At 40.7% G+C, this 24,107-nt stretch carries 22 protein-coding genes; 9 read left to right on the plus strand and 13 right to left on the minus strand.

Translation table 11 applies throughout. From position 1 onward, the window contains the following. Positions 1-31 precede the first annotated feature (31 nt). The gene (locus tag QWZ08_RS04540) at positions 32-2,461 is read right to left on the minus strand and encodes a penicillin acylase family protein (protein ID WP_290336049.1); all 2,430 of its coding nucleotides are present in this window, start codon (positions 2,459-2,461) and stop codon (positions 32-34) included. Positions 2,462-2,473: 12 nt separating this feature from the next. On the opposite strand from QWZ08_RS04540, the gene QWZ08_RS04545 reads away from it, so the two are divergent. Next, positions 2,474-3,145, plus strand: a complete 672-nt coding sequence (locus tag QWZ08_RS04545) for a MiaE family protein (protein ID WP_290336050.1) — start codon at positions 2,474-2,476, stop codon at positions 3,143-3,145. Positions 3,146-3,304: 159 nt separating this feature from the next. Here QWZ08_RS04545 and QWZ08_RS04550 read toward each other — a convergent pair whose 3' ends face one another. From QWZ08_RS04550 to QWZ08_RS04560, 3 genes are all read right to left on the minus strand, one after another. After that, positions 3,305-4,312: a GSCFA domain-containing protein gene (locus tag QWZ08_RS04550; RefSeq protein WP_290336051.1), complete on the minus strand. Its 1,008-nt coding sequence runs from the start codon at positions 4,310-4,312 to the stop codon at positions 3,305-3,307. A 140-nt stretch (positions 4,313-4,452) separates the two neighbouring features. Continuing rightward, positions 4,453-5,319 carry a hydroxymethylglutaryl-CoA lyase-like TIM-barrel protein gene (locus QWZ08_RS04555; protein ID WP_290336052.1) on the minus strand — a complete coding sequence of 289 codons (867 nt, stop codon included), beginning with the start codon at positions 5,317-5,319 and terminating at the stop codon, positions 4,453-4,455. Positions 5,320-5,386: 67 nt separating this feature from the next. Further along, positions 5,387-6,655 (minus strand): hypothetical protein, encoded by a 1,269-nt coding sequence (locus tag QWZ08_RS04560; RefSeq protein ID WP_290336053.1) that lies wholly within the window; start codon positions 6,653-6,655, stop codon positions 5,387-5,389. A 387-nt stretch (positions 6,656-7,042) separates the two neighbouring features. On the opposite strand from QWZ08_RS04560, the gene dnaG reads away from it, so the two are divergent. Further along, on the plus strand, positions 7,043-8,986 hold the full coding sequence (dnaG, locus tag QWZ08_RS04565; protein ID WP_290336054.1) for a DNA primase: 1,944 nt from the start codon (positions 7,043-7,045) through the stop codon (positions 8,984-8,986). Between the two features lie 90 nt (positions 8,987-9,076). Here dnaG and QWZ08_RS04570 read toward each other — a convergent pair whose 3' ends face one another. Beyond that, entirely contained in the window at positions 9,077-9,757 is a 681-nt protein-coding gene (locus QWZ08_RS04570; protein ID WP_290336055.1) for a LysE family translocator, read from the minus strand. A gap of 102 nt (positions 9,758-9,859) precedes the next feature. On the opposite strand from QWZ08_RS04570, the gene QWZ08_RS04575 reads away from it, so the two are divergent. Genes QWZ08_RS04575 through QWZ08_RS04590 form a run of 4 tightly spaced genes read left to right on the plus strand, consistent with a single transcriptional unit; the run spans position 9,860 to position 13,655 of the window. Beyond that, positions 9,860-10,726, plus strand: coding sequence for a UbiA family prenyltransferase (locus QWZ08_RS04575; protein WP_290336056.1), 867 nt, complete (start codon positions 9,860-9,862; stop codon positions 10,724-10,726). Then, a complete protein-coding gene (locus QWZ08_RS04580) occupies positions 10,723-11,823 on the plus strand; it encodes a type III polyketide synthase (RefSeq protein ID WP_290336057.1) in 1,101 nt (366 codons plus the stop codon). Before QWZ08_RS04575 ends, QWZ08_RS04580 begins: the two co-directional genes overlap by 4 nt. Beyond that, positions 11,816-12,523, plus strand: coding sequence for a methyltransferase domain-containing protein (locus QWZ08_RS04585; RefSeq protein WP_290336058.1), 708 nt, complete (start codon positions 11,816-11,818; stop codon positions 12,521-12,523). The genes QWZ08_RS04580 and QWZ08_RS04585 overlap by 8 nt, the downstream gene beginning before the upstream one ends. Beyond that, complete coding sequence (locus tag QWZ08_RS04590) at positions 12,516-13,655, plus strand: NAD(P)/FAD-dependent oxidoreductase (RefSeq protein WP_290336059.1); 1,140 nt, start codon at positions 12,516-12,518, stop codon at positions 13,653-13,655. Before QWZ08_RS04585 ends, QWZ08_RS04590 begins: the two co-directional genes overlap by 8 nt. 100 nt (positions 13,656-13,755) lie before the next feature. On the opposite strand, the gene QWZ08_RS04595 is transcribed toward QWZ08_RS04590, so the two are convergent. Beyond that, positions 13,756-14,805 (minus strand): ATP-grasp domain-containing protein, encoded by a 1,050-nt coding sequence (locus QWZ08_RS04595; protein ID WP_290336061.1) that lies wholly within the window; start codon positions 14,803-14,805, stop codon positions 13,756-13,758. Positions 14,806-14,905: 100 nt separating this feature from the next. Here QWZ08_RS04595 and QWZ08_RS04600 point away from each other — a divergent pair, with 100 nt between their 5' ends. Then, complete coding sequence (locus QWZ08_RS04600; protein WP_290336062.1) at positions 14,906-15,682, plus strand: (Fe-S)-binding protein; 777 nt, start codon at positions 14,906-14,908, stop codon at positions 15,680-15,682. A gap of 12 nt (positions 15,683-15,694) precedes the next feature. Continuing rightward, positions 15,695-16,219 carry a hypothetical protein gene (locus tag QWZ08_RS04605; RefSeq protein WP_290336063.1) on the plus strand — a complete coding sequence of 175 codons (525 nt, stop codon included), beginning with the start codon at positions 15,695-15,697 and terminating at the stop codon, positions 16,217-16,219. On the opposite strand, the gene QWZ08_RS04610 is transcribed toward QWZ08_RS04605, so the two are convergent. From QWZ08_RS04610 to QWZ08_RS04640, 7 genes are all read right to left on the minus strand, one after another. Continuing rightward, the gene (locus tag QWZ08_RS04610) at positions 16,220-16,882 is read right to left on the minus strand and encodes a YdeI/OmpD-associated family protein (RefSeq protein WP_290336064.1); all 663 of its coding nucleotides are present in this window, start codon (positions 16,880-16,882) and stop codon (positions 16,220-16,222) included. 199 nt (positions 16,883-17,081) lie between these two features. Then, a complete protein-coding gene (locus tag QWZ08_RS04615; RefSeq protein ID WP_290336065.1) occupies positions 17,082-17,885 on the minus strand; it encodes a M48 family metallopeptidase in 804 nt (267 codons plus the stop codon). A gap of 101 nt (positions 17,886-17,986) precedes the next feature. After that, positions 17,987-18,634, minus strand: coding sequence for a glycerol-3-phosphate 1-O-acyltransferase PlsY (gene plsY / locus QWZ08_RS04620; RefSeq protein WP_290336066.1), 648 nt, complete (start codon positions 18,632-18,634; stop codon positions 17,987-17,989). A gap of 84 nt (positions 18,635-18,718) precedes the next feature. Then, entirely contained in the window at positions 18,719-19,534 is an 816-nt protein-coding gene (gene prmA, locus QWZ08_RS04625; RefSeq protein WP_290336067.1) for a 50S ribosomal protein L11 methyltransferase, read from the minus strand. A gap of 183 nt (positions 19,535-19,717) precedes the next feature. After that, positions 19,718-21,847 (minus strand): polyribonucleotide nucleotidyltransferase, encoded by a 2,130-nt coding sequence (gene pnp, locus QWZ08_RS04630; RefSeq protein WP_290336068.1) that lies wholly within the window; start codon positions 21,845-21,847, stop codon positions 19,718-19,720. 129 nt (positions 21,848-21,976) lie between these two features. Beyond that, positions 21,977-22,249 carry a 30S ribosomal protein S15 gene (rpsO, locus tag QWZ08_RS04635; RefSeq protein ID WP_290336069.1) on the minus strand — a complete coding sequence of 91 codons (273 nt, stop codon included), beginning with the start codon at positions 22,247-22,249 and terminating at the stop codon, positions 21,977-21,979. A gap of 212 nt (positions 22,250-22,461) precedes the next feature. Continuing rightward, entirely contained in the window at positions 22,462-22,953 is a 492-nt protein-coding gene (locus tag QWZ08_RS04640) for a hypothetical protein (protein ID WP_290336070.1), read from the minus strand. Between the two features lie 100 nt (positions 22,954-23,053). Here QWZ08_RS04640 and QWZ08_RS04645 point away from each other — a divergent pair, with 100 nt between their 5' ends. Further along, entirely contained in the window at positions 23,054-24,046 is a 993-nt protein-coding gene (locus QWZ08_RS04645; protein ID WP_290336071.1) for a Gfo/Idh/MocA family protein, read from the plus strand. The last annotated feature ends 61 nt before the right edge of the window (positions 24,047-24,107 follow it).

Consider the following 24,107-nt stretch of genomic DNA (forward strand, 5'->3'; position numbering starts at 1 on the left):
ATGGTTGTTGCAAAAAAATATTGCAACGTTACTAATTGCTGAAACTCATTTTCCATTTTATCCTGCCGTCTTTTTCTTCACCAGCTTTCATCATCCACAGCGGGTAGTATTTTCCCGTTACCCACTGGTCAACAAAATTATCGTAGAATTTACTACCGGGGTTGCCACTTTGTCCGCCGGGATAAACGCCCCAGGCTTCTGTTTTTTCTGTAAGGCTTACAATCATCCTCCAGCTGGGACCATGATCTGACTTGGTGGCGTTGATACAATGTGAACCGCCACCAACCGGCAAGTTCAACCTGCTGAAAGGTTCCAGTTTTGCCAAATGGTTTATCCTTGTTGCCTTAAATGCCGCCCATGTTAAACGGAATTTGCCTTCTTCAATTTTTAACTGCTGTGTTGCGGCTTTAAAGGCGGCAGTCACATCATCTGCAAGTGTTTCCTTTACGGGTGTTTCTATATTATCTAAAAATTTATAGCTGCTGTCTCTTAATATGCCGTCCAGCAAACTGCTCTCAAAAGGATGTGAGATTACCTGGGGAGCTTTTTTAAATTCATCCTTCAACACAACACTATCAAAACAAGTCCAGAGAACTGAAAAAATGGTTGGGCCCGTTGCATTAATGTCGTTGTTGAGGTCCCATTTTTTTAACATGCCCAGGTATTTTTTGCCATTTTCATCCAGCTTACCTTCATCAATATTTTTTAAAAATAAGGGCCGTGCCATTTCGGCGAATACATCGTAGTTGCTGGTTTGCATGGCCATCATATCCTGCGGCGTGATGGCGCTCATGGCAGTCAATTTCCTGTTGATGATCAAACCACGGTAAGGCGGATAATCACGGCCAAGGTAATATGGATACGTGGAGTCGGCCGGCTTTTGATTGGCACTGCTAACAAAGCCTCTTTCGGGGTTGTACTGAAACGGGTTTTCATCCTGGGGTATCATGCCCTGCCACATGTAGCTGCTGTCGGTACCGGGCATAATAAAATCGCCCTGCCCTTTCCATTTCGCAGGCCACTCGCCTTGCGTGCGCATGGCAATATCTCCATTTTTGGCTGCAAAGGCGAAGTTTTGCCCGGGTGTATGCATGTTGGTGACAGCCGCTAAATAATCTGCATAATTTTTTGCATGGTTTAGCATATTGAAGGCCAGCAGTTCTTTACTGGGATCGTGCGCTTTCCATCTAACGGCATAATATTTATTGCCCGTAATTCTGCTGCCGCTGAAAGTTTTATCGTACATCACCGGGCCAAAAACCGTGTAGGCAACTTTATCAATATAATCCGGCTGGTCTTTTATTTTAATAGTTTCTATACGGAACTCCGTTTTCTTCCAGGCACTGTCAAACCAGTATTCATTGCGGCTTTCGTCTTTAAATTTTATTTCATAGTAGTCCCTTACATCGCGGCCACCATTGGTAACGCCCCAGGCTACGTTATCATTAAAGCCGATGATTACACTGGGTGCGCCGGGAAAGGTAGCGCCATACACGTTAAAGTTGGGAGTGCTTAGCTGCATCTCGAACCAAAGCGATGGCAGGTTTAAACCCAGGTGCGGATCGTTGCATAAAATGGGCGCACCGCTTTTTGTTTTGCCGCCTGCAGCCACCCAGTTGTTGCTGCCATTTTCCGGATCGGGCTTTTCTTCCTGCATTACCAGCAAATCTTTATTGGCGAAGTAAACAGAATCTGCTGTGGCAGGCGCTTTCACCAATACTTTGGGTGCTGCATATATTGTTCCTTTGGGAATAATGGGATCCAGGGAATCTTGTTTGGAGGGATATAACAAATCAAAATCTGCGGGGCTGAAATAAGTTTTCGCATTCGTCATTTCAATATCATCATCATGCGCCGCCAAATCGTACGACATGTATTTTAAAAATAAAGCCGTTTTTAAATTGGTCCAGGGCTCTGGCTGATAGCCTATTAATTTATATTCGATGGGCAATTTTGCTTCTGTAAGATTGCTGATATAGGCGTTTACACCCGCCGTGTAAGCGTCGCAGGAAGCCTTGGTTGTTGGGTCTGCTTCCATTTCTTTCAATGAAATTTCCGCGGCATACACCATACCTAACCGCCTGAACTCACGGTCATGCGTAAGCGCTTTTTCACCAATAATTTCACTTGCCCGTCCGGCAGCGGCATGGGTTTGCAATTCCATTTGCCATAGCCTGAATTTAGCATGCAGGTAACCCTGTACAAAATAGGCGTCGTTTTCCTGTTCGGCAAAAACATGCGGCACCAGTCTGTCATCGAGGTACACATTGACTTTAGCTTTCAACTGAGGAAAATTAAACGTTTCATTAAAGGTCGCATCAGCATTTTCGGCATTCTGCCAAACACCGTGTTGCGGACTCAGCAATTTGCCAAGTGGTGCAGGTAATAACAGTTTTGAATTAAGGGTAATTATCAAACCGGTTGTTACAGCTGCGGAAAGAATGCATGGCAAGAGTTTCATAAAAAAATTTGTATGCGTAAAATAAGTAAATCCATCTTTAACAAACTAATTTCAATTATTTATTTTTGTATGATGCAGACAGACAGTATTGATGTTAAAAATATTCTCGGCTTACAATTACCTACCGACCCCCGCTGGATCAACCTCGCTGAAATGCAACTGGAAGAAATACTGACTGACCATGCTTATTGCGAGCAAAAGGCGGCTACCACTTGCATTACACTCATTCAACGTTATAGTGATAAGGAAAAATTAGTTACCAGTTTAAGCCCGATTGTTACAGAAGAATGGGGCCATTTTCGCCTGGTGCTTGCTGAACTGCATAAAAGAAAATTACAACTGGGCAAGCAAAGAAAAGATGTGTATGTAAATAAATTAATTGAGTTTCAGCAGAAAGGTGGTAGCCCCGATGACCGGATGCTGGACCATTTACTAACCATGGCATTGATAGAAGCCCGCAGTTGCGAACGTTTTAAAAGATTAAGTGAAGGGTTGAATGATGCCTACATGAGAAGATTTTACCGCCGCTTTATGGAAAGCGAAGCCGGGCATTATACTTTGTTTATTGAACTCGCTGAAACCTATTGCAAAAAAGATAAAGTTCGCAAGCGCTGGAAAGAATGGCTGGTGCATGAGAAGGCCGTGATGGATGAGATGGAAGTAAGGGGGGATCGGATACATTAGTGAGTGGCCCCCTAAATCCCCAAGGGGGGACTTTTTTGGAGTGCACACTTCGGAGTTTATTTGCTTAATGCCGCAGCTAGCAGGAAAGGCTCCGATGGTCAATTTAATTTCTTGTTTTGTGATTTTAGATCTACTATTCCCATTATCCGTTTTCATCCGCTACATCTGCGTTTCTATATTTGCAAAATAGCTTCGCTCCGCTTCAAAATTGATGTAGGGATATTGACTGTTTAGCTGGTTTACTTTTTCCAGGTTTGTTTGTAAGAATTTTTTGTGCTGCTGCGATGTTGGGTTAAATGGTTTGTGACTTTTGGCGGCATTGATACTATTGATTTCGGCCATCAGTTTTTTTGTTGTTTCATCAATACATACATCCACAAACTTTTCCCATACATAATTTGTCGCCGCATAATTTGGATGCACCATGTCTTCTGCATAAAAACGGTAATCTCTTAAATCGTCAATCACCAGCTCATAGGCAGGAAAATAAAACCGGTTCTGGTCGTTTTCAATCAATGTATGTACTGCCTGTATCAGCGTGGCTTTGCTGCGGTTGTTTTCTACAAACCCATCCCTTAAATGCCGCACCGGGCTGATGGTAAAAATTATTTTTATTGTTGGATTAATGATTTTAATATCTGTAATCATTTGCTGCAACGCCGTTGTGATTTCTTCTACGCTCAGTAATTTTTTATTGAATTTATCTGTCGGCACTTTGTGGCAGTTGGCTACCACTTCTCCCTGCAACCCTGCACTACTGCCCGTTGCCAGCGTATAGGCAAATGCAGAGCCCAGGGTTAACAATAACCAGTCTGCATTTTTTAAAAATGTATGTGCTTTTTGTTGCGACTGATTTATACCTTGTAAACATTGTTCCAAGTCAGGATGCGAAAAACGGCTGTGGTGCTCCCAGCTGTTCCAGCATTCGTTCTGGTAAAATAAATCTGCTGCTGCGTATTGTTTGTTATGAATGTAAGAGTTGATGGATTTGGTAATACTGATGGGATTGAATAAAATTCCATTGGGATTTTCAAGCACATCAAATTTGTGCTGCTTTAATTTAGCGCCCATATTTTCTGTAAAGCAGGATCCAATCAGCAACAATTTTTGCTGGTGACTAATAGTGGTTGCGAATGGTTTGGGTGAAAAGGCCAGGTGAAAATTCATTAAGCAAAATTACTGGATTGTTTTTTATGGATAGAACACTATTGGATGGAACGCTGATGACACTGATTGGGCAGCATTTGAACGGATAATTTAAAACTGATAAAATACGGATATTGGAAGTGTATTAAGTTGGTACGGTATTACACAAATATTTCATTGGCAATATCAATGCATTCTGATAAAGCCTGTTCATTTAAATTATTGAGCAAATTCAATTGATTGAAACAGGGGATCATTAACGCAGTGTCCATATTACCAACGAGTTCATCTCCAGCCATCGGGCACCCGCCGATGCCTTTTAATGCACCGTCAAAACGACGGCAGCCAGCCTGCAAGGCCGCATCCAGTTTAGCTTTCCAATTGTGTGTTGTAGAATGCAGGTGAACGCCGATGGTTGTGTCCGGATACGCAGGTATCACTGTTTTTAAAATGGACCCTACTTGTTGTGGCGTGGCAATGCCAATAGTGTCGGCAATTGATATAATGCTTATATCCATTGCTGTCATGGTTTCCAACCACTGCATAACTATGCTTTCATTATAGGGATCGCCATATAAATTACCAAAACCCATGGAAATATAAATGACCAGTTTTTTTTGATTTTTTATACAGAGATTTTGAATCTCTTCCACAGTCTGCAGTGATTGCTCCATACTGCTGTTGGTATTGCGCAATTGAAAAGTAGGTGATATGGAAAAAGGAAATCCCAGGTAAGTGATTGCATTGTGTACCATTGCATCCTGGGCGCCGCGGGTATTTGCCACAATGGCGAGCAGTTTTGTTTTTGATCCATCTGAGTTAAGCCCGCGGATTACCTGTTCTGTATCGGCCATTTGCGGAATGGCCTTATGAGAAACAAAGCTGCCAAAATCAATGGTATTAAAACCTACTCTTAGTAAGGCGTTGAGGTACTGTATTTTTTTGTGAGTAGGTATAAAGTGGGGCCAGCCCTGCATGGCGTCCCTGGGGCATTCAATTAGCTGTATAACAGGTGATGCAATGTTCATTGCTACAAGTTAAAAAAAGAGCAGCATATTTTAGTATGCTGCTCTTACAAATTAATTCAACAAACTATTATTGCGCTTCTTTTATTTTTTTATCGTATGCTGCAGATTTAACAGCATCTTTTTTTACATCATAGATGTTCTTCAGAATTGAAAGTGCCTGTTTGTAATTTACTTTTTCGCCGGCCTTTGGTTTAGGATTTTCCGCATACAGGCTCACCACTTTTTCGGCATAAGGTATGGCATCATTCATTTGCTTTGTAGCATTGGCTTCCATATCTTTTTTTGTTTTAAGATCGGCCGGCTTTGGTCCTTTTATTTTTCTTGCATCTTCTGACAGATCAATAGAATTATTGTATAAGAAATTAGCCATTAAAAAATTAGCCTCCTGTGTTGATTTGACAGCAATGGCTTTCTTCAAAACTTCTGGTAATTTCTCTTTAAAAGGAGTTGTATTGGCTGTTTTCATTTCGTCTGAATAAATATACCTGTACAATTCGACACTATAGTTGAAAGGAAGCACGTAATTATCAGGATACTTTGCCATTAAGGCATCATATTTATCGAAAATCTGTGGCTTTTCTACACCATCGGTAGCCTGTTCAATTTCAAGTGCCGTCCAGTAATCCGCGTTTTTAGGATATGACTTTTTACCTTTCTCTATTATATCTGTAAAGGCTGCCTGGTCCTTTTTATTTTTGTAATAATCTGCCAGGTATTGGTAAGCATCTACGTATTGGGTATCAGCAATATTGGCATCTACCAGTTTTTTATAAAAAATAGCCGCATCATCTTTTTTCTTAGCATCGTTTGCAGCTATTGCTGTATACAAAGTTAACATGGTATCGATACCATTGAATTTATATTTATTGGCACCTTCCAGCCCTTTTGAATAAATAAAATCATGTACTTCGATGGCCTTTTTAAAATTTTCAAAAGCTACATCATAATTTTTCTGCGTGTAAGCTTTTACGCCCAGGTCAGACGAAAAACCGGCATACAAATCGAACAGAACTGAATTGTTTTCGTCTTTGGAAAGGGGTGCTTTTGGATCGAGCTGAAAATATTTTTGGATTGCATTAAATGCTTCGGTTTTCATGGCACCTGCATCCGTAATGCTCATTGCTGAATCTTTCGATGTTAAATCATACGCAAAGCCTTTATAATACCAGCCATCCGGCTTTTGAGCATTTTTTTCTACCGCAAGATATTTATCTACAGCTTCTTTTGCTTGTTTTGTCTGACGCAGCAAAACATATTTTTTAACATCATCAATGCTTTGTGCAAATGCAATGTTAACCAACAGTACTGCGGCTGCGAAAAAGGAAAGTTTCTTCATTTCAAATTTTATTTTAGGCGTTAAAGGTATTAGTTTGTTGTTAATTAGGATAAAAAGATCATGGAAATTTCATAAACCATGCCATAATTGGGGCTCTTTTACAAATTATTGCCAAAACTGCCGCTGCACGGAAAACATCGCGTTTATCGGTCCTATAAAGACACAGGCTGAAACAGCTTACACTTCGATTCAGCTGCGCCAGGGATGGCAGCGGCACCCCGCAAAGCGCCGTAAACACGCCGGTTATTGGCACTTGGTCACTATGGCGCTGCGGAGTAGAGCGGACAGCCCGCCCGGGCGCTCAAAAGAATCAGCGCCTGGAGTAATGCTCTATTCATCATAAAGACATTGTTATTACATTTGCCTAAATAAAACAACACCTAACTTTTGATTTCTCCTAATACCATACAGCAAATTCTCAGCAGGATTGATATTATTGAGATAGTGGGCACTTTTGTAAAACTAAAAAAAAGGGGCACCAACTATCTGGGCCTGTGCCCTTTTCACAACGAAAAATCACCATCTTTTACGGTATCGCCGGCAAAGGAAATTTACAAGTGTTTTGGTTGCGGCCGCAGTGGCAACAGCATTGGCTTTTTAATGGAGCATGAAAAGTACACCTATGTAGAAGCGCTTCGCTGGCTGGCACAACGGTACAATGTGGAAATTGAAGAGACAGAGGTTTCGCCGGAACAAAAATTACAACAACAGAGTGCGGAGAGTTTATTTATCATCAACAATTTTGCGCAGCAATTTTTTACCAATCATTTATTAAATACCGAGGAAGGCCAGGATATAGGCCTGAGCTATTTAAAACAACGTGGTTTCCGCGAAGAGATCATTAAAAAATTTCAGCTGGGCTTTAACCCGGAGGCCAGGGATAGTTTTGCAAAAGCAGCCATTCAGGCGCAATACAATGTGGAGCTGCTGCAAAAAAGCGGGTTGGTGGCCATCAGGGATGAGCGGCCGGTGGATAATTACCGCGGTAGAATTATTTTTCCAATACATAACCAAAGCGGTAAGGTGGTTGGTTTTGGGGCAAGAATTTTAAAAACAAATGATAAGGCGCCGAAATACATCAATACACCGGAAAATGAAATTTATGTAAAAAGTAAAATTTTATACGGCAGTTATTTTGCCCGCATGGCTATTGATAAAGCAGATGAATGTTTGCTGGTGGAAGGCTATACCGATGTGGTGAGTCTGCACCAGGCTGGTATTGAAAACGTAGTGGCCAGCGGCGGTACGTCGCTTACACCCGACCAGTTGCGGCTGGTAAAAAAATACACCAACAACCTCACGATTATTTATGATGGTGATAGTGCCGGTATTAAAGCGGCGCTGCGGGGGATGGATCTTGCGCTGGAAGAAAGCCTGAACGTAAAACTGGTATTGATACCGGATAAAGAAGATCCGGACAGTTATGTAAATAAAGTGGGCGCTGCCGCATTTAAGGAATTTATTGCTGCCAATAAAAAAGATTTTATCCTGTTCCAGCTGGAAGTTTCTTTAAAAGATGCCGGCAATGATTCAGCAAAAAAATCGGCGGTGGTAAACCAGGTAGCAGAAACGATTTCTAAAATAAACAAGGCGGAAGACTTTACCCGTCAGCAGGATTATATTAAACAAAGCGCTGAATTATTAAAGATCGAAGAAGGTGGTTTGCATGCGCTGGTGAATAAATTTATACGGGAAAAAATTACCAGTGAAGAAAATAAAACGAACCGCAAAGAAGCCAATGACAATTTTGCTGCGCCTGCCGCTCCTTTTGAAATTGAAGATGACGCTGTTGGATTATTAAACAGGGATGAACAGCAGGAACGGGCCATGGTAAGGAGTTTGCTTGAATTCGGTTTAAAAGAATGGGATGGTGAACAGCGTGTTGCAGACCATATGTTTGCAGAAATTGAGCACAACCAGCTGGAAGAAATGATTGACAATAAAAGCCTGATTGACCTGATAAAGACCTATAAAACCTGGTACGATAACGGGCTGGAGCCGAATGCGAAAACATTTTTATACCATGAAGATTTTGCGCTGAGCGCCCTGGTGGTAAGTGTAATGGACTATAATTTTGAGATAAGCCATAACTGGAAAAATGTGTTTGAAGGGAAGATAGCTACAAGAGAAGATTTATATAAGGAAGAAGTATTCAGCACACTGAATTATTTAAAATTGCGGAAGATAAAACGCATGATGGACGAAAACCAGCGGGACATGGAGAAAGAGCAAACAATGGAAGAACAGCTGGTATTTCTACAGATTCACCAGCACCTGAAACACATGGAAATTGAATTGACCAAACAGTTGGGAACGGTTATTTTCAGATGAGGCGTGAGTGGTGAGTTGTCAATGGTGAATAGCGAGTTGTGAGTTGTGTGCGGTGGTTGGTCGGACTGCATTTAATTATCCATTAATCAATTATCCAATTCCATGTCCCTGCTTCTCCCCATGAAATTTAGACACCCCATCTTTATGCAGCAACATTTTTACCAGTTGTATCACCGCTGTTAAAGCGAATATGCCACCGATTACCCAGTTTAAATATTGCTGACTATTGGCAATTCTTTGCACCATCCATTTACCACCAAAAATAAAAACGCAGTTACCCATCAACGTTCCAATGCCGATGCCAATGATGTAGACATTGTACTGACTTTGTACAGGCTGCAGGATATTTTTTGTAAATAACACCGTACTCCAGCCAAACCAGAATGGTATCTGGACAGGATTAATAGCACACATCAGCATACCCAACAAAAAACGGTGCAGATGATTATTGAGCATGATATTTTTTGTATTACCACCACCTTTGGCAGCAGCAACAAAACTACCGATTGCCAGCGCCACAATTATTGCAAGGGTAACCCATTCCATCCATTTCATTAGTGTGGCCTGCTTGCGCACCCAATCAATACCAACCAGCGAAATACGCACATAAATCATTTCTACCAGCAATGAACCAAAAGAAAACCAGATGGCTTCCCGGATACTTTCCTGTATACCAATTTGCATAGCGGCTACATTCAGCGTGCCCAATGGAAGCGATCCTAAAAAACTGATGACAAGTCCCCAAAGAAAAACCTTTATAATATTTGGCATAACGCAAAGATAAGTGGTTGAATATTTTGCTGTGCTAATGCTGTCTGCCTCAGGAGGTTTTTTGACCTGCTGGCTTAAGTGCATTAAATTACAGCATAAATTATGCTCTTGATAAAATCATCCACTATACAACTACTGCGGTTTCATTTTTCGTTTTTCCTGATGCCGGTGTATTGGTTTGCTTTGAGCCAAACACCGCAAATCAATACTGGCCGGGCTATATTGATTTTTGTCATTTTGCATTTGCTGGTATATCCCGCCAGTAATGGCTATAATAGTTATATGGACAGGGATACTGAAAGCGTTGGGGGGATAAAAAACCCCATGCAACCTACACCGCAGTTATTTTACGTGACAGTTTTGCTGGATGCTATTGCAATCGCATTGAGTTGTTTCATCAGCATTTATTTTGTGATTGGTATACTGGCTTACATTCTCGCTTCAAGGGCTTACAGTTACCGCGGCATTCGTTTAAAAAAATATCCAATCGCAGGCTATGTAACCGTTATTTTTTTCCAGGGGGCGGTCACTTTTTTTTTGGTGATGCATGGCGGCAGCAACGATAAAACACTTGCTGTACCATTGTTTGGCATGATTGCGGCTTCCCTGCTGATTGGCGGCTTTTATCCCCTTACGCAAATTTACCAGCACCAGCAGGATAAAGCCGATGGAGTAAATACACTGAGTTTACTACTCGGGTACAAAGGCACTTTTATTTTTACCGCCATTGTGTACTTCGTTGCTGTTTCAACACTGGCATATCAATTGTTATCCACACTTCAGAAAAACAGTTTTTTTATCATTCAAATCTTTTTTATCCCTGTGCTCGTATATTTTTTCTGGTGGTTCAGGCAGGTAACCCTTAAACATACAGCTGCAAATTTTGTTAACACCATGCGCATGACGCTGCTGGCATCTGTTTGCACCAATGCGGCCTTTATTACTTTATTTTTAATTGAAAAACTTTGAGCAAAATTATTTCGATAGCCACAGGTGTACCACAATACAAACACCAGCAGGATGCTATTTTTGAGTTTGCTGATACTATTTATAGTGAAAGTGAAACCGACAGCAGGAAATTAAAATTTTTATATCGTCATAGCGGGATAGACACCAGGTTTAGTGTACTGCCCGATTATAGCAGCAATGCGGAAGACCGCCAATTCTATTCCAAATCAAAGAGCCTGGAACCTTTTCCTGACCTTGAAAAAAGAATGCAGTGGTTTGCCTGTAACGCTGCTAAACTTTCTGTAGAAACCATCCTGGATTGTATTGCAGACAAAATTGAGCCAGCCGAAATTACGCACCTGATAACGGTTAGTTGTACAGGTATGAGTGCGCCGGGAATGGATCTTGACATTATGGAAACACTAGGTTTATCTCCCAATATTTTCCGCACATCGGTAAATTTTATGGGCTGCTATGCCGCCATACATGCATTGAAAATTGCTGATGCACTTTGCAATGGCGACGAAAAGGCAAATATAATTATTGTATGTACTGAGCTTTGTACACTGCATTTTCAAAAAGAAAATTCAATTGATAATATTACCTCAACCCTGCTGTTTGCCGATGGTTGCGCCGCAGTTTTAATGCAGAATAACACTGCAAGCGCCAGAGGCATGACGTTGAAAAACTTTTTCTCTGATGTTGCCTTTAAAGGCAAAAAAGATATGAGCTGGCAATTATCATCCCGCGGCTTTTTGATGACTTTAACAGGATATGTGCCTGATCTTGTAAAGGAAGATTTTGACAGTTTATTAAACAAGGCCCTCCTGAATGCAGGGATGGACAAGGGAAGTATAAGTCATTGGTGTATACATCCCGGCGGAAAAAAAATACTGGAGGCCATTCAACAGAGCACGGGGTTAAAAGCAGCGCAGCTGCAGTTTAGCTACGACGTGTTAAGGGAATATGGCAACATGAGTAGTCCGACAGTTTTGTTTGTTTTAGAGAAAATTTTACGTGAATTAAAAGAAGGCACGGATATTAAAGATGCCGCTGTTTTTGGAGCGGCCTTTGGCCCGGGCTTAACAATGGAAACATTTATTGCGACCTATGATTAACCTTGCCAACAGATCCGCTGACAAAGAAATTCTGGACAAAGACAATATTGCTTTTGCCGACATAGAACAAAATATGCGGGAGCTGAACCTAATCAACACCTGGCTGGGCGGTCATGGTATTACCATAAAAGGTATGCAACAATTACTGCAGCATTGCAAAACAAATCAACTTATCACCATCTGCGAAATGGGTTGTGGCGGTGGCGATAATTTACAGGCTATAAACAAATGGTGCACAAAAAAAGGTATTGCTGTAAATTTTATCGGGATTGATATCAAGCAGGAATGTATTGACTTTGCAAAACAACAATATCCCGATTTGCCTTGTCAGTGGATGGTAAAAGATTACCGGGATGTTTGGTTTGACGACATGAAGCCGGATATTATATTTTCTTCACTCTTTTGTCACCACTTTACAAACGAGCAATTGCTTAAAATGATGCAGTGGATGCGCAGGCAAAGTCGTACCGGCTTTTTTATCAACGATCTTCACAGGCATTGGCTGGCGTATTATTCTATCCGGCTGATTACGCGAATTTTTTCTTCCTCTTACCTTGTAAAAAATGATGCGCCCCTTTCTGTTGCCCGGGGTTTTAAATTATGTGAATGGAATAGTATATTTACAGGTGCGGCCATAAAAAATTATTCTATCAGCTGGAAGTGGGCTTTCCGGCATTTAATTGTTTGCATCAATGACTGAAACGACACAATACGATGTAACTATTATCGGGGGCGGGCTTGCAGGGCTGGCACTTTCCATTCAACTGGCGGCCAAAAAATATTCAGTGGCGCTTTTTGAAAAAGAAGAATATCCTTTTCACAAAGTTTGTGGCGAGTACATCAGTCTTGAAAGCTGGGATTTTATTGAACGATTAGGAGTACCGTTATCAGCAATGCAATTGCCTATTATAAAAAAGTTAATTGTAAGTTCTCCTAACGGAAATGCATTGCAATATCAATTGCCATTGGGCGGTTTTGGCATCAGCCGTTACACCATTGACTTTGAATTAAAGAAAATTGCTGAAGCTGCCGGAGTATGCGTGCATGAGCACTGCAAAGTAGAAGATGTAATTTTTACAAACGGGCAATTTGAACTGCATACTGCAAAGGGAAACTTTACCAGCACCATTTGTGCAGGAAGCTTTGGTAAAAGGAGCAACCTGGATGTAAAATGGAAACGAAGTTTTATCCTGAAAAAAAATAATAAGCTCAGTAATTATGTCGGCGTAAAATACCATATCAAAACAGAGTTTCCGGCTGACACGATTGCGCTGCACAATTTTAAGGACGGCTACTGCGGCATCTCGAAGGTAGAGGATGATACTTACTGTCTTTGTTATTTAACCAATGCTGCCAATTTAAGAAACAATGATAATTCCATCAGGGAGCTGGAAAAAAATGTGTTGTATAAAAATAAACATTTAAAAAACATTTTTGAAACAGCCACCATGCTGTTTTCTACACCCGTCACCATTTCCCAAATATCTTTTGCAAAAAAATCGCAGGTACAAAACCATGTATTGTTATGTGGTGATGCCGCCGGAATAATCACACCCCTGTGCGGAAACGGCATGAGCATGGCTTTGCACAGCAGTAAAATTGCAGCGGAAGCCATTACTGATTTTTTGGAACATACTACCACCAGACCACAAATGGAAGACGTTTATGCCCGTAACTGGCAACATTTATTTGGTAAAAGGGTGTTTGCCGGAAGGCTGATACAGGAGGTTTTTGGCAAAACATGGATCACCAATCTTTTTATCAGCATAATGAAAAGGCTGCCGTTTTTAACAGGCTGGCTGATTAAGCAAACTCATGGTCAGCCATTTTAATGTCTTCAAAAAATCCCTTCTAAAAAGCGTACAACCATGTTGGGATAGGCAACAATCGAAAAAATTCAGTCATCAAAAAATCAGACATCTGCTATGCTCTCTATCCTATTTTTAAATCCAGGGCTTTTCTTTCTGCACCCACTTTTCTTGATGCCGCTAAAAACTTTCTGCCCCTGCTAAACGACCAGGGTAAAGCGCCTTGTTGCCTGTTATATTTACTGATCTGGTACAGTGCTTTCCAATGCTTTAATATTTCTTTATAAGCACCTAATAAAGTATACCCAGTATCATAAAAATGATTGGGTTCTGCACCGCAGCCATTGTATTCCAAAATAGTAAAATTTTTACCTGCCTTCAGGTCTTCCACATTGCTGCACATAATATCGTACCTGCCATAATAAAACTCATTCCCTGTACTGCTGATACCATCAAACAAAGCGGTGAGCTGGTCATCTATAGCATGCTTTAAATCCACAAAACGGGCGCCACGGTTATGGTTAGCAGCATAACTGAGCAGGTATCTTTCCCCTTCTGGTATAACCTGCAGCCAGTTTTTCTGGTGCTTCGCCTCCAGCAAAGCAAGCTGTTTATTACCCTTGGGATGCTGCATCACAAGGCGCTGCAATGTATCAGTTCCGTTGCCCGTTACCTGCAGCGGAATTTTATGTAAAAAACCAGTAACTACTCCCCTGCTCTCTTTGGGATGGCGGATGTAAAATACACTCACTTCCATGGGATATTGCACCAGTTGCTGTACAATATAGTCCCATGGCATTAAAGTGTGATAATGTATTAATTCATTTTGGTTATTGATTTTCCTTAAAAGAACGCCCTGTTCGCCCACTTCCGGCTTTACTATAAAAGGAAAGTTGATATTGTGGGTTGTTAATTGCTGTTCAACAGATGAAATGGCTTCGTTTGCTGAAACAAAAAATGTAGGTGGGTAAAGTTCTTTAGGCAACAAATCATACATCTCTTTTTTGGGCTCTCCTTCCAATCCACCAAAAGTAATTTTAGGATTACTGGAAGTAAAAAACCATACTGCACGTGACCTGATGATATACCACAGCCAGAATACAGACAATGGTGCGTATAATATTCCAAATGGCCATGCTTCCCAGTTTGTAATGCGGTGTAAAATGTTTTTCACTAGATAAGTTGTCAGTCAAAATTAACCACTTCCCTGCAAAATAAACACCCTTATAAAACAATGAACATTTAATACATTTGCTATACTCAACTCAAAATGTATGCAGGTACCAACAATGGCGGCCATGACGGCAAAAGGCGAAAGTCCGGAAGTATTATTTTGGGTTGGCTGTGCAGGCAGCTTTGACCAGCGGGCGCAAAAAATTACCAAAGCCTTTGTTACCATTCTGGACCGGTTGAAAATCAGCTACGCCATATTGGGCAAAGAAGAAATGTGTACGGGAGATCCGGCAAGAAGGGCCGGTAATGAATTTATGTTTCAAATGATGGCTTACCAGAACATACAGGTTTTGAACGGCTACAATGTTAAAAAAATCGTGACTGCCTGCCCGCATTGTTTTAATACTTTAAAAAATGAATACCCCGAATTAGGCGGCAATTACGAAGTGGTACATCACACCAGTTTTTTACAACAATTAATTGACGAGGGGAAAATAAAACTGCGGGAAAACGGCAGCTTTAAAGGAAAAAAAATCACCTATCACGACAGCTGTTATCTTGGACGGGCGAATAATATTTATGAGGCGCCGCGGAAGGTACTGGAGGCGCTCGATGCAGAACTGGTAGAGATGAAACGCTGTCGCAGCAATGGTTTGTGCTGTGGTGCTGGTGGCGCCCAGATGTTTAAGGAAGAGGAAAAGGGAGACATCCGCATTAACCAGGAAAGAACAAAAGATGCACTGGAAACAGGTGCAACCATTATTGCCGCGGCATGCCCTTTTTGCAATACCATGATGACAGATGGCGTAAAAAACAGTAATAAGGAAGAAGATATCCAGGTGCTGGATATTGCTGAGCTTATTGCCGCAAGTTTATAATAATTTTGTAGTATGAATATCAATTTTAAAGAACAGATACCAGCCGATTTTTTACCCTCCTCCAGGGTGTGGATTTACCAGTGCAGCCGCTTGTTTTTTTTAAGCGAGGCATTGCAGATAGAAGAGATTCTGGAACAATTTGTAAGCAGTTGGAAAAGTCACGGGGCAACCGTAAAAGGATATGGCAACTTATTTTTTGGACAGTTTATTGTGCTGATGGCGGACGAATCTGCAGCCGGTGTTAGTGGCTGCAGTACCGACAGTTCGGTGCATGTAATAAAAGAAATTGAAAAGTTGTTTAAAGTAGATTTATTCGACCGGCAATCGCTTGCTTTTATAATAAAAGATAAAGTACAACTGCTGCCGTTATCGCAGTTGAATTATGCTGTTGAAAACAATTTTATTGATGGGTCTACTATTTATTTCAATAATACAGTTACCTCAAAACAGGAATTACTCCAAAACTGGATGGTTCCCGTTAAAGACAGCTGGCTTGCAAAACGCATCAATCACCTTTTGGTAACAGGCACTGAATAGCTATTTTTCAGAGGGATTTTTTCTGCCGTTGTTTAATTTTTCTATGGTAGATTTTAACCTGGCTGTTCTCGTATCCTCTTTTTTGGATCCGGTTATCCAAACAACATATTCCTTTTTATTGGTAAAAGAAAGGCTGTCAAAAAATTGCCTGGCCGTGGCATTTTCAGTAAATAATTCTTCCAGCTCCGGCGGTGTAGTTATTACTCTTGCGTGGGTATCAACATAGTCCAGTTGAACTGAATCTTCAAAAATATGTTTCACCTTTTCAGCCTTCTTAAAACGCATGGCGCACCATACATGATCCAGCGAAATCATCCTGACACCTTCATATCCTAACTGGGCTACGCATTCCCAGTTGCAGTCTCTGGATAAATCGCTTACAATTTTCGATGTCTGCTTGGGATAAGCAATCCAAAGTTTCGCGTCTTCATTTAATGCTGGCAACACGTCTTTTAAAATATCTCTTAGCTGCTGCTTACTGATGGCGAAAATTAATGCGAAATCAATCTTTTTAATTTTTAAAAGCGGGGTAATATTCTTGGCAAATGATAATTTGATAAACTGTTTTTCAATGGTGGACGGCAGACCTTGTATCAACAGATTTCTTTCATCCTTTAACTGAAGTTTTTCTAAAATTGTTTGTGACGGTACTAATACTTCCATAATTAAAATGATTTAAATAGGTGGTAAAAATAGATTACCTGTACATACACTAATAGGTATAGTAAGGAGTTTTTAAAAAGAAATGGATAATACTGCGACAAAAATGTAATTGGAATGCGCAAAGTTACCGCTTTTTTTGGAACGGCAAATAAAAAGACCCTCCTGAAGGAAGGTCTTTTATTCACAACTAAATTCAATTTTATTTTACAGGCTTGTAGTAACTCAATGCCTCATTCATGAATCCCTTTATTTTCTCAATTCTGTTGGCATCTGCCGGATGCGTACTTAGTAATTCAGGTGGCTTCTGCCCTCCGCTGGCTGCAGCCATTCTTTCCCAAAAAGTAACCGCTTCCCTGGGATTATAACCTGCCATAGCAGCGAATATTAATCCAAAATGATCGGCCTCATACTCCTGGCTCCGGGAATTGGGAAGCGCATAACCTAGTTGACTTCCCGGTCCATATACTGTATTAAAGATGCTATTTACTTTGGGATTATTAGCGGTAGCAACGTTTACAAGCGAACCAAGTCCCTGCGTAAGCATTTCCTGGCTCATCCGCTCGTTTCCATGCCTGGCCACAGCATGGGTAATTTCATGCCCTAACACAATAGCCAATGCTGCTTCATTTTGGGTAACCGGCAACAGGCCGGTATATACTACCACTTTCCCCCCCGGCATACACCAGGCATTTACTTCTTTGTTGTCTACCAGGTTAAATTCCCAGTTGTAGCCCGATAATACGTCTCCCTTACCTTGTTTGGTGTAATATTCTGTAATTGCTGAGGCAATTCTTGACCCTACTCTGCGGACCATCTCTGCATCTTTACTAGCACCTGTACTTACCACCTTGTTTTGGGAAAGGAAGGTTTTATATTCTGTTAAGGCCATTTCCTGCAACTGGCTTTCCGGCAATAAACTTAGTTGCCTGCGCCCTGTCACTGCATTCCGGCTGCATGCTGCAAAAACAGAAGTAGCAACCAATAGAAAAATTAATTTTTTCATTGTGATATATTTTTATCCTACACAAAACAATTGGTGTACCAATTTAGCCTGCAGCAGTTTGCAAACATTATTTATCAATATGGCGAAGATTTGGAAAGGCTTCATTTTCGCCGGGCACGACGTCTGTCCCGGTACTTTAAGATGGGAATACGGCTTTCGTTACCACGAAGGATTTTCACTATGTTTTTCTGGTGGGTAAGAATGATCATAGCGGCTACCAGTACGGCGAATATTCTGTATATAGTCACATCATCATTCCAAATCCACAAAACGCATATGGGTAAAAAAAGACCCGCTAATATAGAACTAAGGGAGACGTATCTGGTAAAAAATAACACCAGCAAAAACACACCTACACAGCTGGCTGCAATAACAGGTTGTATTGCCAGCATCATTCCGAATAAGGTTGCTACACCTTTACCGCCTCTGAATTGAGCAAAAATGGGAAATACATGTCCCAATACTGAAGATAGTCCCAGTCCAACCATCAAATTGGTTCTCGCCCATTCGTCATGTAAATAAGAAGGTAAAAAGTAGAAAAGGCAAACAGCCGTTACACCCTTGATTATATCTATGATCATTACAATCGTTCCATACTGCGAACCCAATACCCTGAAAGTATTGGTAGCGCCCATGTTTCCGCTTCCATAATCGCGTATATCCACGCCAAAAAAGCTTTTGCTAACAATTAAAGCGGTTGGTATAGAACCAATAAAGTAAGCAATGATTAATAATAATAATTCTTTCATCGTTTCTTTAGTGAGTTGAGTTTACAAATATATTGAATAATCCTTTTCAGCAGTCATTTTTAATCATCACATTAAACCATAACGTTATTTTATAACTTCCATGGTAATCCAGTTGCCATTTTGATGGGTGGAAACATACTGAAGCCCACGAGCGGCAACATTTTCCTTCATTGTACGCTCATCTGATTTTAAAAAACCACTAAAAATAATCTGACACCCAGGCGATGCAACCAATTTAATGGCGTCAAGATTAGCTGTAATTACATTGAGATTAATATTGGCTAAAATAACGTCGTATTTTCTAACGACCGGAATGCTATTATGTTGCTCAATCACAACGTTGGTACAACTATTTTGTATGATATTTTCCGTGGCATTGTTGATACTCCATTCATCATTGTCAACTGCGAGCACGGCAGCAGCCCCAAGCTTCTCCGCCAGGATAGCTAAAATTCCTGTTCCGGTACCAAAGTCTAATACCTGTTTGCCTTCAAAATCAATTGATGACATTCGTTCAATAACCAAATGGGTAGTGGCATGGTGGCCTGTGCCAAAACTCATTTTAGGCGTGATAATAATTTCATACTTTACCTGTTTAATGGATTGATGAAAATGCGCCCGTATGGCAACGAAATCATTTACCACAACAGGTTCAAAGCTTTCTTCCCATTGCTGGTTCCAGTTAGTGTTTTCGATGGTTGCAGCGGTGTACGCAACCGTCTCAAACAATTGGATAACACCTGCGAAATCCGTGTCGCTGAATTTCTCCTGCTGAATAAAAGCATGTAAATAAGTGTCGGTCTCTTCAAAACCTTCAAATCCCAGGTCACTCAATAAGGCAACCAATTGTTCGGATTCGCCGGAGTTCTTTATTTCAAAATCAAATGATAAATACTGCATGTAAAAATTGGGGGCTTATATCGCTGGTGCGAAAGATAATTTGATGAGCCTGCAATGTAAGCAAAATGAATACAGGTAAGCCGATTAAAACTGCCCGGCTTGCGTTGATTAAATAAAAAAACTCCGGAGTTTGATTTCCGGAGTACTAAATATATTTCAATGTGAATTAATGCCGGTTAATGCCTACCCTTTGGGCTGTGCTTCAGGTTTTGGCATCAGCGCTTTACGGCTCAATTTAAATTTGCCGGTACGCTGATCAATTTCAAGCAATTTAACTTTTACCCTGTCACCTTCTTTAAAAATGCCGTCCATTGTTTCCAGGCGCTTCCAGCTTATTTCACTGATGTGCAATAACCCTTCTTTTTTAGGAAGAAACTCTACAAAAGCACCAAACTCTTTAATACTTTTCACAGTCCCTTCATAAGTATCGCCTACTACCGGTACAGCAACCAATCCCTTAATCCAGTTTACAGCCTTATCCAGGCTTTCTTTGGAGGCAGAGAATACGCTTACTTCACCAACATTGTTTACTTCTTCGATATTAATGGTAGCGCCAGTTTCACGCTGCATTTCCTGTATCACTTTACCACCCGGCCCTATCACTGCGCCAATATATTCCTTATCAATTGTAAGTTTAACCATTCTCGGAGCATGTGGTTTCACATCTTCCCTGTGCGCAGGCATACAAGCATACATTGCATCCAGTATGTGCAAACGTCCCTTACGTGCCTGCTCCAATGCCTGGCGCATGATATCCATGCTTAAACCATCTACTTTTATATCCATCTGTACACCACAAATACCATCACGTGTTCCGGTAACTTTAAAATCCATATCGCCCAGGTGATCTTCATCGCCTAAGATATCTGTCAATACGGCAAATTTTCCTTCCTTGGTAATTAAGCCCATTGCAACCCCGCTCACATGCTTTTTAATGGGAACACCTGCATCCATCAATGCCAGTGAACCTGCACAAACTGTAGCCATTGAAGAAGAACCATTTGATTCCAAAATATCACTAACGACCCTTACAGTATATGGATAATCTTTACCGGGCATCATTTGTTTTAATGAACGCATAGCCAGGTTACCATGACCAACTTCCCTGCGGCCTACGCCTCTCATCATCTTTACTTCACCGGTAGAAAACGGAGGGAAGTTATAATGCAGGATGAACTTAGTATAGTCAGATTTGAAAGCGCTTTCTACGAGCAACTCGTCCAAAGGTGTTCCAAAAGTTACTGTAGTCAGTGACTGGGTTTCTCCCCTGGTAAATAATGCAGATCCGTGTGGTGTTGGTAAAATACTGGTTTCCATATCCAGCTGACGAATATCTTCAGTACCCCTTCCATCTAAACGCTTTCTGTCGTTCAGGATCATGTCCCTTACAACATTGTATTGCAATTCACCAAAATAATGACCTATCAGGCCTTTATCTTCTGCAGGCAATTCTTCTCCCAGTAATTCTTTTACTTCTTTTTTCAAAGCATCAAAAGCATCGCTTCTTTCATGTTTTGCAGAGGCAGCTGATGAAATGGCATACATTTTATCTTTCGCAAAAGCGATGATTTTTTCATTCAATTCTTCGTTGCGGTAAGGCTTGGTGTATTCTCTTTTTGCCGTAATCCCCAATGCTGCCCTTAAGTCTGCCTGTGCCTTGATCTGGATGCGGATGGCGTCATGCGCCAGTTCCAAAGCCTTTACCAGGTCTTCTTCCTGGCACTCTTTGGCTTCACCTTCCACCATCATGATGTTCTTTTCAGTAGCGGCGATGATGAATTCAAGATCACATTCTGCCAGTTCGCTACGGCTTGGATTGATAATGAATGCGCCGTTCTTTTTTGCGATACGCACTTCAGAAATAATTTCCTGGATAGGAATATCAGAAACGGCTAATGCTGCAGAAGCTGCGAGGCAAGCCAATGCATCCGGTAAAACTTCAGCATCACTTGATACAAGACTGATCAATACCTGTACATCACATAAATAATCTTCCGGAAATAAAGGACGAAGCGCCCTGTCAATTAAACGGCTGGTTAATATTTCGTAATCGTTTAAGCGGGCTTCTCTTTTGAAAAAAGAGCCAGGTACGCGGCCCGCTGATGAAAATTTTTCCTGGTAATCTACCGATAAAGGGAAAAAATTCTGACCCTCTTTTGGTTCTTTATTTGCCACCACGGTAGCCAATAGAATACAATTTCCCTGCTGCACTGTAACCGCACCATCTGCCTGGCGGGCCATTTTACCTGTTTCAATGGTTACCATACGGCCGCCACCTATATCAAAGGTTACTGATTTGGTTGTTAAACTCATTATTGTTATTTTATAAAATTATTTAGAAAAGGCATGCAAATTCCCGTTTGAAAAACGGGTGTAAATAACAATAATTCCCAACTGTAAAACTATAGTTGGGAATTAATTTATTTAAACATTGTAGTTGTTTTATTTACGTAGACCTAACTTTTCAATTAAACCTCTGTAGCCTGTCAAATCGTGTTTGCTGAGATAAGTAAGTAAGCGCTTGCGCTGACCCACCATCATCATCAGTCCACGCTGAGAAGAGAAGTCTTTTTTGTTGGTTTTAAGATGATCAGAAATATGGTTGATACGCTCTGTTAACAGTGCAACCTGACCCTCAATTGATCCTGTGTTGGCGGCTTTACCACCAAAGTCTGTAAAAATTTTCGCTTTTTTTTCGATTGTTAAATAAGGCATTTCTTTTTTTTTAATAACGTCTTTGTTAAATTATCTCTTTTTTTATTCGGATGCAAAAGTAGGAAAAATATTTGATTTTATTACGATAGCAAAGTTATTTGAATAATAAAGGGTGTTAATGAAAGTGCCGCAATGGCTTTTACCGGTTGCAGCACTTTTCAGGAGGTTAGAAATATTTATATAAAATGCAAAAAGCTGATTTTCGCCAAACTTTAATCCCTGTCCATGGCACTTAAAAATCTGCTTAATAAAATCACAATCAATAATTGTATCAAGGCCCAAATAAGCGACAGGCTCATAGCCCCGACTTCTTCACCAAATAATAAAAAATGGGTGATTAATGTAAAAAAAGTACCTAATACATAAGAGTAGTAGCCTGATTTTTTAAAATTCCACATCAGGGCAACACCAATCAGGCACAATAAAGCCGATACAATACCACCTACGGAAAATTTTTGAAAATTTTCGGGGGTAAGATTACTGAGCGACAACTGGGAGGCGTCGGCTTTACCAAATAGATTTCTCAACTGAGTTTTTTGGGTACCGGATTTTATCTGCACTACTTCGGTTTCAGCATTAAAAAATCCGATGGCATTTACAACGATACTGGTGATACTCCCGATAAAGCCAAGTACACATAGAACGGTTAAAAATAAGGGCCTTGGCGGATGTACTTGCGCTGCATTGGTAACTTCTTGGGGCATAAGTTGATTGTTTAGTTGTTAAGGTTGTTGTTTTTATTGATATTGTATTTATATTTTTCTTTAAAATTATTCAATAATCTGCCATATTTGCCATAATTATATGCACAAAAATTTTGCTATTATAGGGTGTGGAAGAATTGGCTGGCGTCACGCAGAACAAATTAGCCAGTTGGCAAACGTAAAAGCAGTATGCGATATTGTCCCGGCAAAGGCAAATGACCTGGCAACCCATTACAAAGCTACTCCATATCATCAATTTGAAGAATTGCTGGCAGCAGAACAAAACCTTGAACTTGTCAGTATTTGTACGCCTAACGGACTGCACGCTCCCCACGCAATACAGGCTCTGCATGCAGGCCTTCATGTATTATGCGAAAAACCTTTATGTATTTCGGTAACCGAAGGTAACGCAATGTTACAGGCAGCCAAAATCGCTAAAAGAAAATTATTTGTAGTTAAACAAAACCGGTACAATCCTCCTGTAATTGTGTTGAAAAAGCTGCTTGACGAAAGAAAACTGGGTGAAATTTATAGTTTCCAAATTAATTGCTTCTGGAACCGGCCGGTTGAATATTATACAGATTGGAAAGGTTCTAAAAAATTGGATGGCGGTACCTTGTTTACGCAGTTCAGTCATTTTATAGATCTATTATACTGGTTGCTTGGAGATGTGGCAACTCTAAAAAAAATTACAGCCAATAAAGCACACCCCGCAATTGAGTTTGAAGACTGTGGCGCGGTTTTGTTCAATATGACCAATGGTGCTATTGGTTCGTTAAATTATACCGTAAATAGTTTCGAAAAAAATATGGAAGGCTCTTTTACTGTTTTTGGCGAAAAGGGAACCGTAAAAATTGGCGGGCAATACCTCAACAAACTGGAGTATTTTAATGTCGCAGGTATGGAAACACCAATTCTTGAAAAAGGCAGCCCGGCCAATGGCTATGGGTACTACCAGGGCAGTATGAGCAACCACGATAAAGTATACCAAAACCTGCTGATGGCTTTGGATGATGACAGCCACGTTTTTGCCAGTGCGGCCGAAGGACTTAAAACGGTTGAAATCATAGAACGTATCTATAATGCTTCATAAACAGTAATTTGCGCAGGCATTACAGAATTTGTTGTCAGCTGGTGCAGCGTCAATGCCAAAG

It is taken from the genome of Ferruginibacter paludis, from assembly GCF_030409685.1.
Classification (GTDB): Bacteria; Bacteroidota; Bacteroidia; order Chitinophagales; family Chitinophagaceae; genus Ferruginibacter; species Ferruginibacter paludis.

Coding starts and splice junctions, on each gene's coding strand:
- QWZ08_RS04540 (WP_290336049.1), bottom strand. CDS start 2,461: ATGAAACTCTTGCCATGCATTCTTTCCGCAGCTGTAACAACCGGTTTG.
- QWZ08_RS04545 (WP_290336050.1), top strand. CDS start 2,474: ATGCGTAAAATAAGTAAATCCATCTTTAACAAACTAATTTCAATTATT.
- QWZ08_RS04550 (WP_290336051.1), bottom strand. CDS start 4,312: ATGAATTTTCACCTGGCCTTTTCACCCAAACCATTCGCAACCACTATT.
- QWZ08_RS04555 (WP_290336052.1), bottom strand. CDS start 5,319: ATGAACATTGCATCACCTGTTATACAGCTAATTGAATGCCCCAGGGAC.
- QWZ08_RS04560 (WP_290336053.1), bottom strand. CDS start 6,655: ATGAAGAAACTTTCCTTTTTCGCAGCCGCAGTACTGTTGGTTAACATT.
- QWZ08_RS04570 (WP_290336055.1), bottom strand. CDS start 9,757: ATGCCAAATATTATAAAGGTTTTTCTTTGGGGACTTGTCATCAGTTTT.
- QWZ08_RS04575 (WP_290336056.1), top strand. CDS start 9,860: ATGCTCTTGATAAAATCATCCACTATACAACTACTGCGGTTTCATTTT.
- QWZ08_RS04585 (WP_290336058.1), top strand. CDS start 11,816: ATGATTAACCTTGCCAACAGATCCGCTGACAAAGAAATTCTGGACAAA.
- QWZ08_RS04590 (WP_290336059.1), top strand. CDS start 12,516: ATGACTGAAACGACACAATACGATGTAACTATTATCGGGGGCGGGCTT.
- QWZ08_RS04600 (WP_290336062.1), top strand. CDS start 14,906: ATGCAGGTACCAACAATGGCGGCCATGACGGCAAAAGGCGAAAGTCCG.
- QWZ08_RS04605 (WP_290336063.1), top strand. CDS start 15,695: ATGAATATCAATTTTAAAGAACAGATACCAGCCGATTTTTTACCCTCC.
- QWZ08_RS04610 (WP_290336064.1), bottom strand. CDS start 16,882: ATGGAAGTATTAGTACCGTCACAAACAATTTTAGAAAAACTTCAGTTA.
- QWZ08_RS04615 (WP_290336065.1), bottom strand. CDS start 17,885: ATGAAAAAATTAATTTTTCTATTGGTTGCTACTTCTGTTTTTGCAGCA.
- plsY (WP_290336066.1), bottom strand. CDS start 18,634: ATGAAAGAATTATTATTATTAATCATTGCTTACTTTATTGGTTCTATA.
- prmA (WP_290336067.1), bottom strand. CDS start 19,534: ATGCAGTATTTATCATTTGATTTTGAAATAAAGAACTCCGGCGAATCC.
- pnp (WP_290336068.1), bottom strand. CDS start 21,847: ATGAGTTTAACAACCAAATCAGTAACCTTTGATATAGGTGGCGGCCGT.
- rpsO (WP_290336069.1), bottom strand. CDS start 22,249: ATGCCTTATTTAACAATCGAAAAAAAAGCGAAAATTTTTACAGACTTT.
- QWZ08_RS04640 (WP_290336070.1), bottom strand. CDS start 22,953: ATGCCCCAAGAAGTTACCAATGCAGCGCAAGTACATCCGCCAAGGCCC.
- QWZ08_RS04645 (WP_290336071.1), top strand. CDS start 23,054: ATGCACAAAAATTTTGCTATTATAGGGTGTGGAAGAATTGGCTGGCGT.